At 48.5% G+C, this 13,051-nt stretch carries 14 protein-coding genes and 2 tRNA genes; 2 read left to right on the top strand and 14 right to left on the bottom strand.

Annotation, left to right across the window (positions count from 1 at the left end; translation table 11 throughout):
* Nucleotides 1-71 precede the first annotated feature (71 nt).
* The 14 genes from HMPREF3022_RS05600 to HMPREF3022_RS05665 form a co-directional block, all read right to left on the bottom strand.
* Nucleotides 72-148: transfer RNA gene (locus tag HMPREF3022_RS05600), tRNA-Asp, on the bottom strand.
* 32 nt (nucleotides 149-180) lie between these two features.
* Nucleotides 181-256 (bottom strand) — tRNA-Val (locus HMPREF3022_RS05605).
* A gap of 69 nt (nucleotides 257-325) precedes the next feature.
* Nucleotides 326-2,308 carry a monovalent cation:proton antiporter family protein gene (locus HMPREF3022_RS05610; RefSeq protein ID WP_070765240.1) on the bottom strand — a complete coding sequence of 661 codons (1,983 nt, stop codon included), beginning with the start codon at nucleotides 2,306-2,308 and terminating at the stop codon, nucleotides 326-328.
* A gap of 268 nt (nucleotides 2,309-2,576) precedes the next feature.
* Complete coding sequence (fabG, locus tag HMPREF3022_RS05615; protein WP_003682193.1) at nucleotides 2,577-3,323, bottom strand: 3-oxoacyl-ACP reductase FabG; 747 nt, start codon at nucleotides 3,321-3,323, stop codon at nucleotides 2,577-2,579.
* A 45-nt stretch (nucleotides 3,324-3,368) separates the two neighbouring features.
* Nucleotides 3,369-4,406 carry a glycosyltransferase family 8 protein gene (locus HMPREF3022_RS05620; protein WP_049332651.1) on the bottom strand — a complete coding sequence of 346 codons (1,038 nt, stop codon included), beginning with the start codon at nucleotides 4,404-4,406 and terminating at the stop codon, nucleotides 3,369-3,371.
* Complete coding sequence (locus HMPREF3022_RS05625) at nucleotides 4,399-5,469, bottom strand: WaaS/CpsH family glycosyltransferase (RefSeq protein WP_070765241.1); 1,071 nt, start codon at nucleotides 5,467-5,469, stop codon at nucleotides 4,399-4,401. Before HMPREF3022_RS05625 ends, HMPREF3022_RS05620 begins: the two co-directional genes overlap by 8 nt.
* 55 nt (nucleotides 5,470-5,524) lie before the next feature.
* Nucleotides 5,525-6,526, bottom strand: a complete 1,002-nt coding sequence (locus tag HMPREF3022_RS05630; protein WP_049332647.1) for a WaaS/CpsH family glycosyltransferase — start codon at nucleotides 6,524-6,526, stop codon at nucleotides 5,525-5,527.
* 74 nt (nucleotides 6,527-6,600) lie between these two features.
* On the bottom strand, nucleotides 6,601-7,527 hold the full coding sequence (gene fabD, locus HMPREF3022_RS05635; RefSeq protein ID WP_070765242.1) for an ACP S-malonyltransferase: 927 nt from the start codon (nucleotides 7,525-7,527) through the stop codon (nucleotides 6,601-6,603).
* Nucleotides 7,528-7,536: 9 nt separating this feature from the next.
* Nucleotides 7,537-7,884, bottom strand: coding sequence for a DUF1294 domain-containing protein (locus tag HMPREF3022_RS05640; RefSeq protein WP_049332643.1), 348 nt, complete (start codon nucleotides 7,882-7,884; stop codon nucleotides 7,537-7,539).
* Nucleotides 7,885-7,935: 51 nt separating this feature from the next.
* Entirely contained in the window at nucleotides 7,936-8,898 is a 963-nt protein-coding gene (locus tag HMPREF3022_RS05645; RefSeq protein ID WP_049332641.1) for a beta-ketoacyl-ACP synthase III, read from the bottom strand.
* Between the two features lie 152 nt (nucleotides 8,899-9,050).
* Nucleotides 9,051-10,121 carry a phosphate acyltransferase PlsX gene (gene plsX, locus HMPREF3022_RS05650; RefSeq protein WP_049332639.1) on the bottom strand — a complete coding sequence of 357 codons (1,071 nt, stop codon included), beginning with the start codon at nucleotides 10,119-10,121 and terminating at the stop codon, nucleotides 9,051-9,053.
* A gap of 122 nt (nucleotides 10,122-10,243) precedes the next feature.
* Nucleotides 10,244-10,768, bottom strand: coding sequence for a phosphoribosyltransferase (locus tag HMPREF3022_RS05655; RefSeq protein ID WP_049332638.1), 525 nt, complete (start codon nucleotides 10,766-10,768; stop codon nucleotides 10,244-10,246).
* Nucleotides 10,769-10,860: 92 nt separating this feature from the next.
* Nucleotides 10,861-11,040 (bottom strand): 50S ribosomal protein L32, encoded by a 180-nt coding sequence (rpmF, locus tag HMPREF3022_RS05660; protein WP_002240035.1) that lies wholly within the window; start codon nucleotides 11,038-11,040, stop codon nucleotides 10,861-10,863.
* A gap of 33 nt (nucleotides 11,041-11,073) precedes the next feature.
* Complete coding sequence (locus HMPREF3022_RS05665) at nucleotides 11,074-11,577, bottom strand: YceD family protein (RefSeq protein ID WP_004520416.1); 504 nt, start codon at nucleotides 11,575-11,577, stop codon at nucleotides 11,074-11,076.
* A 55-nt stretch (nucleotides 11,578-11,632) separates the two neighbouring features.
* Here HMPREF3022_RS05665 and HMPREF3022_RS05670 point away from each other — a divergent pair, with 55 nt between their 5' ends.
* Both HMPREF3022_RS05670 and HMPREF3022_RS05675 read left to right on the top strand, forming a co-directional pair.
* The gene (locus HMPREF3022_RS05670) at nucleotides 11,633-12,223 is read left to right on the top strand and encodes a Maf family protein (RefSeq protein WP_049332655.1); all 591 of its coding nucleotides are present in this window, start codon (nucleotides 11,633-11,635) and stop codon (nucleotides 12,221-12,223) included.
* A gap of 54 nt (nucleotides 12,224-12,277) precedes the next feature.
* Nucleotides 12,278-12,988, top strand: a complete 711-nt coding sequence (locus HMPREF3022_RS05675) for an SAM-dependent methyltransferase (RefSeq protein ID WP_049328886.1) — start codon at nucleotides 12,278-12,280, stop codon at nucleotides 12,986-12,988.
* Nucleotides 12,989-13,051 lie beyond the last annotated feature (63 nt).

Here is a 13,051-nt window from a genome sequence, read left to right on the forward strand (position 1 = left end):
GGCAGACGCTCTACCAACTGAGCTAATCACCCGAAAAAGGGAGATACTGAGGAATCAGTATCTTTAAATAATGGCGCGGCGGACGGGGCTCGAACCCGCGACCCCCGGCGTGACAGGCCGGTACTCTAACCAACTGAGCTACCACCGCGCATCCACTGTCAAAGACAATGAAAGGAAACTTGGTGGGTGATGACGGAGTCGAACCGCCGACATTCTGCTTGTAAGGCAGACGCTCTACCAACTGAGCTAATCACCCATGCGCAAATTTGCGAAGACGCTATTAAACCAAAAAATCCTGATGCACGCAAGATTTATTTGCCGATAATTAGATGTCTCCCTGCAAGCACCAGTTTTCAAAGGAAATAATTTCTTCCTGCTTGCCTGCGACAACCAAAATATCGCCGGTTTCCAGAACGAAATCAGGGTCAAGGTCTTGGATTTTTCCGGTATTGCGGCGGATAAACAATAGTTTCAGATGATGGGCGGTCAAGGGCAATTCACGGATGGTTTTACCGATGGCATGTGCCTCGCCTTGCAATGGGAAGGCATGGCGGCAGACGGCCTTGCTGTCTTCGTCGGAGAAGCTGTCATCATCACTGCCGACAAACAAGTCTTGCAAAGATGCATAGCGGCTGTGACGGATGTGGGTTATGGTTTGATAAACATGGTTGTAGGAAAGGCCGTGGCCCAACATGGCATAGCTTGCCAGCACCAGGCTGGTTTCTTTGGTATCGGAGACGGTTTCTTCCGCACCCATTTCGGTAAAGGTTTTAACGTAATCGTCATTCGTGGCGCGAACATAAACCGGCATGCTCGGATGCATGGACATGATGTTGCCGAGAACATGTTGGGTCTCGTGCATATTGTTCAGTGTGATGACCACCATTTTGGCGCGTCCCAAGCCGGCGGCTTCCAAGACTTCGCGGCGTTTGGCATCGCCAAAGGAAACCGGCTCGCCTGCATTGCGTGCCACTTGTACGCGGGCAATATCCAAGTCAAGGGCAAAGTAGGGGATGCCTTCTTGCGCCAATACACGGGCGACCGATTGACCGCCGCGTCCGAAACCGATAATCAGGACGTGTTCGGATTTGCTCATGGTTTCCACCAGCATGGAGTGCAAGTCCAAGGCTTTCATATCCCAGTCGGATTTGACGAAGCGGCTGACGATGGCATCGCTGCTGCCCAAAATGAATGGTGCGGCAATCATGGAGAGCAAGACGGCTGCAGTGGCCGCTTGTTCCAATTCGGGCGAAACCATATTGATTTTGCTGGAAATAGCCAGCATCACGAAGCCGAACTCGCCGCCTTGCGCCAAATAAAGCGCACTCTTGAGGCTGTCGCCCACAGGGTTTTTCATGCGCAAAGCGATGATGAAGACGACCAGTGCTTTCAAGATCAACAGGATTGCCAACAAAATCAGGATTTGCTGCCAGTTGCCGATCAGCGCCTGAATATCGAGTTTCATACCGACGGTAATGAAGAAGAAGCCCAGCAGGATATCGCGGAATGGACGGATGTCGTCTTCCACCTGAATGCGGTATTCGGTTTCGGAAAGCAGCATACCGGCGACGAATGCGCCCAATGCCATAGACAGGCCTTCAAGCTCTGTCAGATAAGCTACGCCCAAAGTAACCAGCAAAACGTTGATCATGAAGAGTTCGGACGATTTGCGTTTGGCAACCAGTCTGAACCAGCGTGACATCACACGGCTGCCGACAACAAACAAAATGCCCAAGGTCAGCAACATTTTCAAACCGGCCAAGCCCAGCTCTACCCATAAGTTGCCTTCGCTGCCGCCAGCAAGTGCCGGAATCAGAATCATCAGCGGTACCACGGCAATATCTTGCATCAGCAAAACGCCCATGGCCATTTGACCATGCGGCTGACCCAGTTCGGTTTTCTCCGACAGAATGCGGCTGACGATGGCTGTGGACGACATGGTCAGTGCGCCCGCAGTGGCAAACGCCCAGTTAAACGGCGTGCCCATTGCCATCAAAATGCCCATAATCGAGAGCATGGTAATGATGACTTGCAAACCGCCCAAACCGAATACGAGGCGGCGCATGGCTTTGAGTTTGGGTAGGGAGAATTCGAGACCGATGCTGAACATCAAGAACACAATACCGATTTCGCCCAAATAGTCGGTGGCGTGGCTTTGCGGAATCAGTTTGAACATACCCGGACCGGCAATAAAACCGACCAAAAGATAACCGAGCATGGAAGGAATGTTGAACTTGCGACAGCAGATAACCGTAATGACGGAAACCAACAGGACAATGACAATGGGACCGAGGGAGAATTCGTGCATAGAGTGGGCGGCCTTTCGTTAAAAGTAGCTATTGTTATATAGGCCGTCTGAAACACGTCGAAAACCGACAGCAAACCCAAATAAAAACGCACAGAATGAACTTCATTTCTGCGATTTGATTTCCCGTATCATGCTTATTTGGACTTACTGTTTCGAGCGTTATCTAACGGATTATTAAGATTATATCAAGATAGAATGTAAAGTAGTGTTTTGATTGACAAAAAGGGCCGTCTGAAATATTCAGACGGCCTTTAAATAAACAAACGGTTTAAGGCATCAACATGCCGCCGTTGACATGAAGTGTCTGACCGGTAATGTATTTTGCCTGATCGGAAGCCAAGAACAAGACTGCATCGGCAATATCTTGCGCTTCACCGAATTTGCCCAAAGAAGTTTGCGCTTCAAAGGTTTTGCGGGTTTCTTCCGGCAGGGCGCGGGTCATATCGGTGTCGATAAAGCCCGGGGCGACGCAGTTGACGGTAATGCCGCGGCTGCCGACTTCACGCGCCATAGATTTGGAGAAGCCGATTAAGCCTGCTTTTGCCGCTGCATAGTTGGTTTGCCCGGCATTGCCCATCACGCCGACAACAGATGTGATGTTGATGATGCGGCCGGCACGCTGTTTCATCATACCGCGCAATACGGCTTTGGAGGCACGGAATACAGATTTGAGGTTAACCTGCATGATGTCGTCCCATTCTTCCTCTTTCATGCGCATCAGGAGGTTGTCGCGGGTAATGCCGGCGTTGTTGACCAGAATATCCAGTTTGCCGAATTCTTTTTCGATGTCGGCAATCAGGTTTTCGATGGTTTCAGGTTCGGCAGAATTCAATGCACGACCTTCGCCGCCCCATTGTGCCAAGCGTTCGCCGATTGCTGCCGCACCGCTCTCACTGGTGGCTGTACCGATAACTTTTGCACCGGCCGCCGCCAAAGTATCGGCAATCGCCGCACCAATACCGCGTGATGCGCCGGTTACCAAAGCGATTTTGCCGCTCAAATCTTGTGTACTCATGTTTTATTCCTTAATTGCGATTGGGAAAAATGGTTTCAGACGGCCTTATTTACCTAGGGAGGGTGTTTGATACCGCCGTTTGTTGATTCTTCGTAATAAATATTCTTTGTAGTATGCCCATGCTTGCTTTTTTTGTCCTTGTTTCCAAAGCCGTTTGGCTGCTTGTCTAAATTTCCTTTTAGGATTTGGAAAGGGCAACCAAGTTGATAGAGGTTGTTCTAGATATCCGTTATTCCATGGGGAATTCTTAAAATATTGATCATATGCAGGGTGGAAGCCTAATTGATGCCACGGTTTGATATGACCAACAAAATGGACTAAGCGGATATTGTTGGGATTGTCGATTAATTCACTGTATTTTTGATGCCAATGTATCCAGTTAAAGTTTTCTGAAAGCCAGTGTACATGACCTATACAGGCTAAATTCAAAATATCTTGGTCCGGACAGGAGAGTTTAAAATTCTGTTTTTCTACGGCTTGCATTTTTTCAGACAAAATTTTATCTATTGCCATATCATTCCATTTGTCAATATTGAATAGAATGACCCCAGAGTTGAAATAAGGCTCAGTATCTGTAAAACCAAATTGATTGAGTTGTTTTATATATGCTCTGTATAAGATTGCATCAGGTACGGCAGCAATCAAAGAATTTGAAATGTCGATTTCAAATAAATCATCAATGTTGCCCAAGCACAGTACATCAGTATCTAAATAAAGCGCAGTATGAGTAATACCTTTTAATAAGCAAGGGATACTCATACGGTAATACATAGCGATAGTAAAATAATGGGTAGTCTGCAGGGTAGAAAAGTATTCTGTATTTAAATGGTAAACGCTTATCGCGTAGTTTTGATTTGATGTTTCAATTTGATCGAAAATATTAAAATCATAACCTTCTGAACCACTAACTAACAAATGAAAATGTATTGGACTGGTATTGTTTTGCAGCACAGAAAGTAACGCAGTGCCGATGTGTTTGATATAGTTTTGATCGGCTGCATAAACAATATGTCTCGGCTGTTCAATAAATTCTCGTTTGCGGATATGAACAGTTTCTAATACTAATTTTTCTCTATCAAACATTTAAATTCTCCACAACTTCTCTATTGATTTCAGGTAATCTGATAGGGATATTCGGTTCAATATCAAATGCGCAGCTGATCCAGTTGCTGAAGCTGTATTTGTGTTTCAGGCCGGGGGTAAGTGGTACATACGGCAAGGTCAGGAAGGCTTTGAGTTCTTCAAGGTTGCTTCCATTCCAGTAGAACATATTGTTCGGGTGATAAAAATCGTAATGTACGATGGTCGGATTGGTCGTAATTAGTTTTTTGTCCAAACCAATCGCTTCGAAAATCCGCAAAGAGAGGCCGTAGTGCTTGCGGTTGAGGAAATCCACCAATACGGAGGATTTGGCCGCTTCTTCTAAGTTTTGACGATAGGAGAGGGCGTTTTCAAATGAGAAGAACTCGACTTCTGGAATGCCTAAAGCCGCTTTTTCTTCTTCAATTTTCTTGCTGGCCAAGCGGAAATCTATTTCTAAACCGATTGAACGTGCAGCTTCGCAAAATGCACGGATGTCGCTGTTGCGTTCGGCAGCGTACGAACCGATAAACAAGATTTTGTTTTGCGGGTTTTCAGACGGCCTGAAGCTGTCAAAGTAGAAGCTGGTGGTTGGAAAGAGTTTTTCGGCGTATTCGGGGTGTTTGCCTTGGTCAAACGGATCGAAAAAGTAAAATTTGTCGAAAAATTTGATGTTGTCGAAGTCTTCTTTTAAGAAGGTCAGGGCTTCCCAGTTGTAGTACACCATCAATTTTGAATGCGCTCTGAGCTTGGCGATGAAGTCTTTCGGATAGGCGCCCAGCCAAATCATGAAGCAATAATCCGCTTGTTCGGGATGTTCGCTTAACATGGTATTGAGGCGTTCTTCTACGGCGCGGAACATGGTCCGTTTTTTGAAGTCTTTTTGTCCAAGAATATTTCGATACCAGATTTTTTTCAGCCGTTGAAATACATTTTTGTATTTGAACTCTTTTTCTTCATAGGTCAGGGACAGCACTTCAAATCCGCATTTTTCCAAGTTCTCAATAATGAGTTCGTGGATTTTGAAGAGTTCCGGCATGGCGAGAATGACTTTTTTCTTACTCATAATGTATTCAATTTAATATTTTGTCAGGCAGGTATATTTGCCATAGGCAATAGGGTTAATCAATGCCGAGCAGGCGGTTTAGCCATTGTGTAAACGAATAATAGGCTTTGATTTCAGGGGCAGGTTGCTGATACGGGCGTGCCAAAAATTCAGGCAATGCGTCTAAATTACCGCCGTCCCATACGAACACGCGGTCTGGGTGGTATAGGTCGGTCTCCAAGATATGTTTGTTGGTGGTAATCAGTTTTTTATCGAAACGCAACGCATCAAAGATACGGAATGATAAGCCGTAATGTTCGAATTGTGCAAAATCGACGACTGCGCCGCAACTTTGCACTTGGCTGAGGTTTTCTTCAAAGCTGAGGATGCTGCTGCGGTCAAGATAGCGGATGCCGTTGTGTCCGAAGGCTTTTTCAGCCCTGTCGTCTTTGCAGTAGATATGAAAATCCAAGGGTAGGTTGAGGCGTTCGGTTTCTTGGATAAAGCGTTTGGTTTGTTCTTCGCGTCTGAGTTCGTAGCCGCCTAAAAAGTATAGTTTGTTGGTGGGGGCATATTCCGCCACGGGAAAGTCAAAGTAAAAATTAGTGGTGGCTTTGAAACGGCATTGTGGATATTTTTGAATATCGTCGGGATCGAAAACCCAGCATTGGTCAAAATAATCCAAATATTCAATAATATCTGGGAAGCGTCCTACGCCATCCCATTGATAATTCACGCAAACATTGCTGTGTTCGCGGATGGTGGCGATGATTTCTTTGGGGTAAATATTGGCACGGATACAGAGCGCATAATCGGCTTTTTTACCGTTTAGCAAGGCCAATTTTTGTTGAATGTCGTCGAGGTGGCGGCTGTATTTGAGGTATTTTTTATAGTTGCCGTCTTTGGTGATGTGTTTGTGGTAGAGGTTTTTAAGTCTGCTGCCCAAGTTCGGGTAATAGGAATCTCGGTCGTCATAGCACAGATTAATGACATCAAAATCAAGAAAACGCAGATTTTTTTCGATACATTGATCCAGTCCGTACATGTAGGGAACGGCAAGAATAATGGTTTTTTTCATAATGTATTCGGATTGGAGTGGGCTGATTTTTCAGACGGCCTTGCCTGACAGGATAAGGCCGTCTGAAAACATTTTTAGTGGGCTTCGATAAATGCAGTCACTTGATCGGCATTGGTCAATGCGCTGCACGCGGCTTCTTTATTGATGCGTTTGGCGAGGCCTGCGAGGACTTTGCCGGGGCCGCATTCGGCGGATTCAGTGATGCCTTCGGAGACAAGTGCGTTGACGGTTTCTGTCCAGCGTACTGGGCTGTACAGTTGGCGTACCAAGGCATCTTTGATTTTGTCGGCATCATCATAAGAGGCAACATCGGCGTTATGGATGACGCGGATTTGCGGTTGTTTGATGGTGATGTCTTTCAATGCTTCGGCAAGTTTTTCCGCTGCAGGCTTCATGAGGCTGCAGTGAGAGGGAACAGAAACGGGCAGCGGCAGGGCACGTTTGGCTCCGGCTTCTTTGGCGGCGGCCACGGCGCGTTCGACTGCGGCAGCGTTGCCGGCAATCACAACTTGGCCTGGGGAGTTGAAGTTGACGGCTTCAACGACTTCGCCTTGTGCGGCTTCGGCACAAATGGCTTTTACTTGTTCATCTTCCAAACCCAAAATAGCGGCCATTGCGCCTACGCCTTGCGGTACGGCAGATTGCATAAGTTCGGCGCGCAGGCGGACGAGTTTGACTGCGTCTGCGAAATTTAATGCGCCGGCAGCGACGAGGGCGGTGTATTCGCCGAGGCTGTGGCCTGCAACGACGGAAGGGATTTTACCTCCGGCTTCCAAGTAGGCGCGATAGGTGGCAATGCCGGCAGCCAGCATGATGGGCTGGGTGTTGACGGTTTGTCCGATTAATTCGGCATCTTCGCCGTTAATCATTGCCCACAGGTCTTGACCTAATACGGCGGAAGCTTCGTCAAATGTGGCTTTAACGATGGCTTGCTCGGCAAAGCCGTTCATCATGCCTAGGCTTTGTGAGCCTTGTCCGGGGAAGAAGAATGCGAAAGACATGGTAATTCCTTATTGGTTTGAATATTTGAGGGTGTCTGCCAGCAGAAGGAGGGTGGCGACAGTATTGGTTGCAGCGCTCAGTCGAAAGGTGCGGACAAAACTGAGTTTGCTGGTTTTGTGCCTGAATGCGAGGCAGCCGCAATAACCGCCCGGCCAACCGCCAAGCAGGTTGAGCAGGTGCAATTTTGCTTCGGGTATGCGTCTGCCGTGGTTGCGTGCGCGTTGTTTGTCTAGGTAGTAAAGCAGGAAAACGTATGCACTCAGTGCGAGATAGGCGATTGCCAGTTTGGGCAATATTACAACCGTTATGCTTAAAAACAGGCTGCTGATGCAAAGTGCAAACGTTAGGGATTTCATGGGTTTTAGCAGAATAGGCCGTCTGAAAGGGATATTCAGACGGCTCAATCGTTAGTATTTCACCAAAACCGCACCCCAGGCAAAACCGCCGCCGATACCTTCGAGCAAGAGGTTTTGTCCGCGTTTGATTTGGCCGTTTTTAATACCGACATCCAGTGCCAGTGGAATGGAGGCTGCGGAAGTGTTGCCGTGGTCTTGGACGGTTAAGATCACTTTATCCATGCTCAAGCCCAAGTGTTTGGCGGTAGAGTCGATAATGCGCTTATTGGCTTGGTGCGGCACAAGCCAATCGATTTGATCGGTGGTGTAACCGGCTTCTTCGATAACGTCATCTGCAATTTTTGCCAGCATTTTGACGGCAAACTTGAATACACCGGGGCCGTCCATGCTGATGTAGGGCGAACCGCAAATCTGGCCGTTGGCGATTTGTCCGGGGACGTTCAAAAGGTTGAGGTAGTTGCCGTCGGCTTTGAGTTTGCTGTGGATGATGCCCGGTTCGTCAGATGCGCTTAAGACAACCGCGCCCGCACCGTCACCAAAGAGGACGCAGGTGGTGCGGTCGTTCCAATCGACGATGCGGCTGAAGGTTTCCGCACCGATCACCAAAGCGTTTTTCGCCATGCCGCTTTTGATGTAGGCATTGGCAGTGGTCAGGGCATACATAAAACCGGCGCACACGGCTTGTACGTCAAAGGCAGGGCAGCCGTTGGCAATGCCCAATTTTTGCTGCACGATGGTTGCCGTAGAAGGAAACTGCATATCTGGAGTGGATGTGGCGACGATAATCAGATCGATATCGTCAGCCTGCAAATCGGCATCTGCCAAGGCGCGGTGCGCTGACTCGGCGGCCAAATCGCTGGTTTTTTCGCTGTCGTCTGCAATATGGCGAAATTTGATACCTGTACGCGTGGTAATCCACTCGTCGGAAGTGTCCACTTTTTTTGCAAGGTCGTCATTGCTGACGCGGTTGGCAGGAAGGTAGCTGCCTGTACCGGAAATTTTGGCATATTGCATGAGAACGGCCTTTTTAGAGAGTTGATTCAGATAGTCGGGTATTGTAAGCGAAAATGGGAAAATTCCCAATATTAAGAATGAAGTCGGTGATTAAAGATAAAAACAGGCCGTCTGAACATTTTGAAGTTTCAGACGGCCTGTATATATCAGCCTTAAGCTTCCGTTGTTGGAGTAGCGGTTTCTTCCAGTTCGGCTGCTGCTTTGGCGGCTTCCAAAGCAGCTAACTGGGTGGCTACGCCTTGTTCGATTTGAGCGAGGCCGGCGGATTTGGCTTCGTGGTAGGCCTCTTCCAAAGCATAACGGAAGCCGACTTCGTCGGTTCCGCCGTGGCTCTTAATCACGATACCGCGTAGGCCAAGTAGGATGGCGCCGTTAAATTTGCGCGGATCCAGTTTGCCTTTCAAACCTTTGAGCGCGGGCAGGGCGGCAATGGCGGCAAGTTTGTTGAATAGGGTGCTTTGGAATTCACGGCGGATGGCGCCGCTCATGAATTTAACTGCGCCTTCGATGGTTTTGAGCATAACGTTGCCGACAAACCCGTCTGCGACAACGACATCGGCTTCGCCATACAAAACGCTGTTGCTTTCGATATTGCCGATGAAGTTGAGTTTGCTGCTGCTCAACAGTTTAAAGGTTTGTTTGACGGCATCCGTACCTTTAATGTCTTCTGTACCGACGTTCAAAAGGGCGACGCGCGGGCTGCCTTTTTCAGGGTGCAGCGCGTGTACCAGCTCGCTGCCGATGATGGCAAATTGAACCAGTTGTTCGGGCGTACAGTCAACGTTGGCACCCAAATCCAAAGCCAAAGTAACGTGTTCGCTGTCGGAAGGCAGGAATTTGGCGATGGCAGGGCGCTCAATGCCGGGAATAGTTTTGAGGACGAATCGGGCGGTCGCCATCAGTGCGCCGGTATTGCCTGCCGATACGGCGGCTTGCGCATTGCCTTCTTTAACTTGGTTGATGGCGATGCGCATGGATGATTCTTTTTTATTTTTCAGCGCAGATTGAGGCGCTTCATCCATTTCAACGACTTGCGCTGCATGGCAGACGGTAATGCGGTCCATAGGCGCGCCAGCAGAGCTTAATGCTTGGCGGACTGCTGCTTCATCTCCGACCATAATCAGATGTACGTCGGATTGCTGTTTCAGGAAATCCACTGCACCGGGGACGGTAATCGCAAGGCCTGCATCTCCGCCCATGGCATCTACGGCCAGTGTAATCATGTTGTTCTCCGGTTTGTGTGTTTCAGACGGCCTCAGACAATCGGACAAGTACGCTCATCTGATTTTCAGGAGATTGAATTGAAAATCAGATGAAAAGGCTTGTTGCGATGGTCGTACCAAATTTATTGGTTTTGCGCGGCCAATTTGTTGTGTTCGTCGATGTCCAGCGCGTCCCAAGGATAGTTGATCCACCAGTCTTCCACGGTAATGCCGCTGAAATAAGGGATGCCTTCGGGAATCTTGCCGACTTTGGCTTTGATTTTTTCATGCAATACTGCCACGCCGATGGTGCCGAAATCTTCTTTCAACAATTCGTTCAGGCAGAATTCCATGGTAACGCGGCTGTCGTCCACTTCGTCAACAACCAGTACGTTTTTGCCTTTCAGTACATCGGGAACGGGATCAAGCCATTGGACTTTTTTCACTTCCTCGGTCACTTGACCTTCGTGATCGTTGTCGTAGTAGGCTGTGGTCACGGCGTAAATCGGGATTTCCAAGAAGCAGCGCAACATGCGGGCAGGGATAAAACCGCCGCCGCCAATGGCAATCATGGCATCGTATTTTGTACCGGAGTTTTGGATTTTTTCCGCCAATCCTTTGATTACGCGGTGGATGTCGTCGTAGGTGTACCAGATTTTACGTTTCATGGTGTGCTTCCGAAGAGGAAAATACAGGGTGCAATGCAAAAAAGCCAGTCATTGCATGGCAATATTCTGGCTTTTTCAGTCAGACGAACGGATTATTCGCCTTTAGCTTTTACCACTTTACGGCCACGGTACATACCGTTTGGAGAAATGTGGTGTGGACGATGCACTTCGCCGGTTGCGCTGTCAACAGACAGAGAAGGCGCAGTCAGAGCATCGTGTGAACGGTGCATACCGCGTTTAGAAGGGGATTTTTTGTTTTGTTGAACGGCCATTTCAAGCTCCTAGATAAATAAACTGTGTCCTAATTAACTGCTTTTCAAACCTGCTAAAACAGCGAAGGGGTTTGGTTTGTCCCGATTGACTTCGTCCAGTGTTCCATTGTTGCCGCAGTCTTCGTGTCGAGGGGAGAAAGGGAGCGACATCAGGATTTGGTCTTCAACCAGAGTCCGCACGTCAAGCTCTTTTTCGAGCAGCATGCCTTCCAATTCTTCATCGGCAAGCATGGCTTCGTCCAAACTCTCTTCATCGGCAAACAGGACGATACGGCTGGTTTCATCGAGCAGAAACGGCATGGGCGTAATGCAACGCTGGCAAATCAGGGGCATGTCGGCTTTGACGTTTAAATCGAGAAACAGACGTTGCAGCCGGTCGCGACCGCCTTGCAGCGTAAACGACACGCGTGTCTGTTTGTCGGCCGGATAATCGTGCGAACTGACTCGTTCATCCAATTCTTCGAGCAGGAAGCTGCCTTGCAGATTCTGCCCTTCGGCGGCGAAAACTTCTGGGTCAATCAAATTAGGGTATGACATAAACGGAGTATGATATAATTTCGGCAGTCTAACGTCAATGTTTTTAAGTAAAAATATGGAAGTAAAACTACCTTTGGTTTTAGGGTCGAGTTCGGTTTTCCGCTGCGGACAGCTTCGCCGTTTGGGTATCGATTTTCAGACGGCATCGCCTGATTTTGACGAAACGCCTATTGCGGGTGAGCATGCAGGCGAGACGGCGCTGCGTTTGGCTGAAGGCAAAGCCCGTTCTTTGGCGGCAACTTTTCCTGCCGCGCTGATTATCGGCGCAGACCAAGTCGCATGGTGCGAAGAACGGCAGTTGGGCAAGCCGATGAACGTCGCAAATGCACAACAGATGCTGGCGGACTTGAGCGGAAAACGGATTGAATTTTACAGCGCAATCGTACTTTTGAATACTGCTACGGGCAAGGTTCAGCATCATATCGATCATACGGTGGTTGCTATGCGACAGTTGACGCAGGGACAAATCAGCCGATATTTGGAACGCGAGCCGGATGCGGTTTATTGTGCCGGTGCGGCGAAGAGCGAGGGTTTGGGCGCCGCTTTGTTGGAGCGGATTGAAAGTACGGATCCGAATGCTTTGATCGGCCTTCCGATTTTCCGTCTGATTGATTTTTTGAAAAACGAAGGTGTGGAAGTTTTATAGTTTGAGGCCGTCTGAATGTGTTCAGACGGCCTGAGATTTTTGGGAGTTGTAAGAATGAAACCGATTTTGTATTTAATTCCTACCCCTTTGGGTGCGCCTGATACGCCATGCCTGTTGCCGCATGAACAACAGGCGATTGTCGGGCTGACTGATTTTGTCGTTGAAGCGGAAAAAACAGCGCGTGCGCATTTGAAACATTTGGGCGTGACTACGCCTATCCGCGAACTGAATTTGCAAACGCTGAATGAACACACGGATTTGAAGACTTTGCCGGAATTGCTGAAACCTTTGCAAGAGGGACGTAGTATGGGCATTGTCAGTGAGGCGGGCTGCCCGGCTGTTGCCGATCCGGGCGCGAATTTGGTGGCATTGGCGCATAAACACGGTTTTGAAGTACGGCCTTTGGTCGGCCCGTCCAGCTTGCTGCTGGCGCTGATGGCTTCTGGTGCGAATGGGCAAAACTTTGCGTTTAAGGGTTATCTGCCGTCTGAAAAAAATGAGCGGATTCAGAGTTTGAAGGCTTTGGAGCAACGTTCGCGCCAGCAGAATGAAACGCAGCTGTTTATCGAAACGCCGTATCGCAACGATGCGTTGTTGGCTGATGCGGTGGAAAACCTGCATCCTGAAACGCGCTTGTGCGTGGCCACGGACTTGACCTTGCCGACACAGGAAATCATAAGCCAGACGATTGCGCAGTGGCGAAAAAGAAAAGAAATGCCAAATTTGAAAAAACGCCCGACGATTTTTGTGTTGCATGCCGCTTAGAACTGGATTGGGCTCAATCTAAAACTGTATTTGTTTGAGGAAATAAAAAAGGCCGTCTGAACA

It is taken from the genome of Neisseria sp. HMSC065C04 (genome assembly GCF_001815375.1).
GTDB lineage: Bacteria > Pseudomonadota > Gammaproteobacteria > Burkholderiales > Neisseriaceae > Neisseria > Neisseria flavescens_D.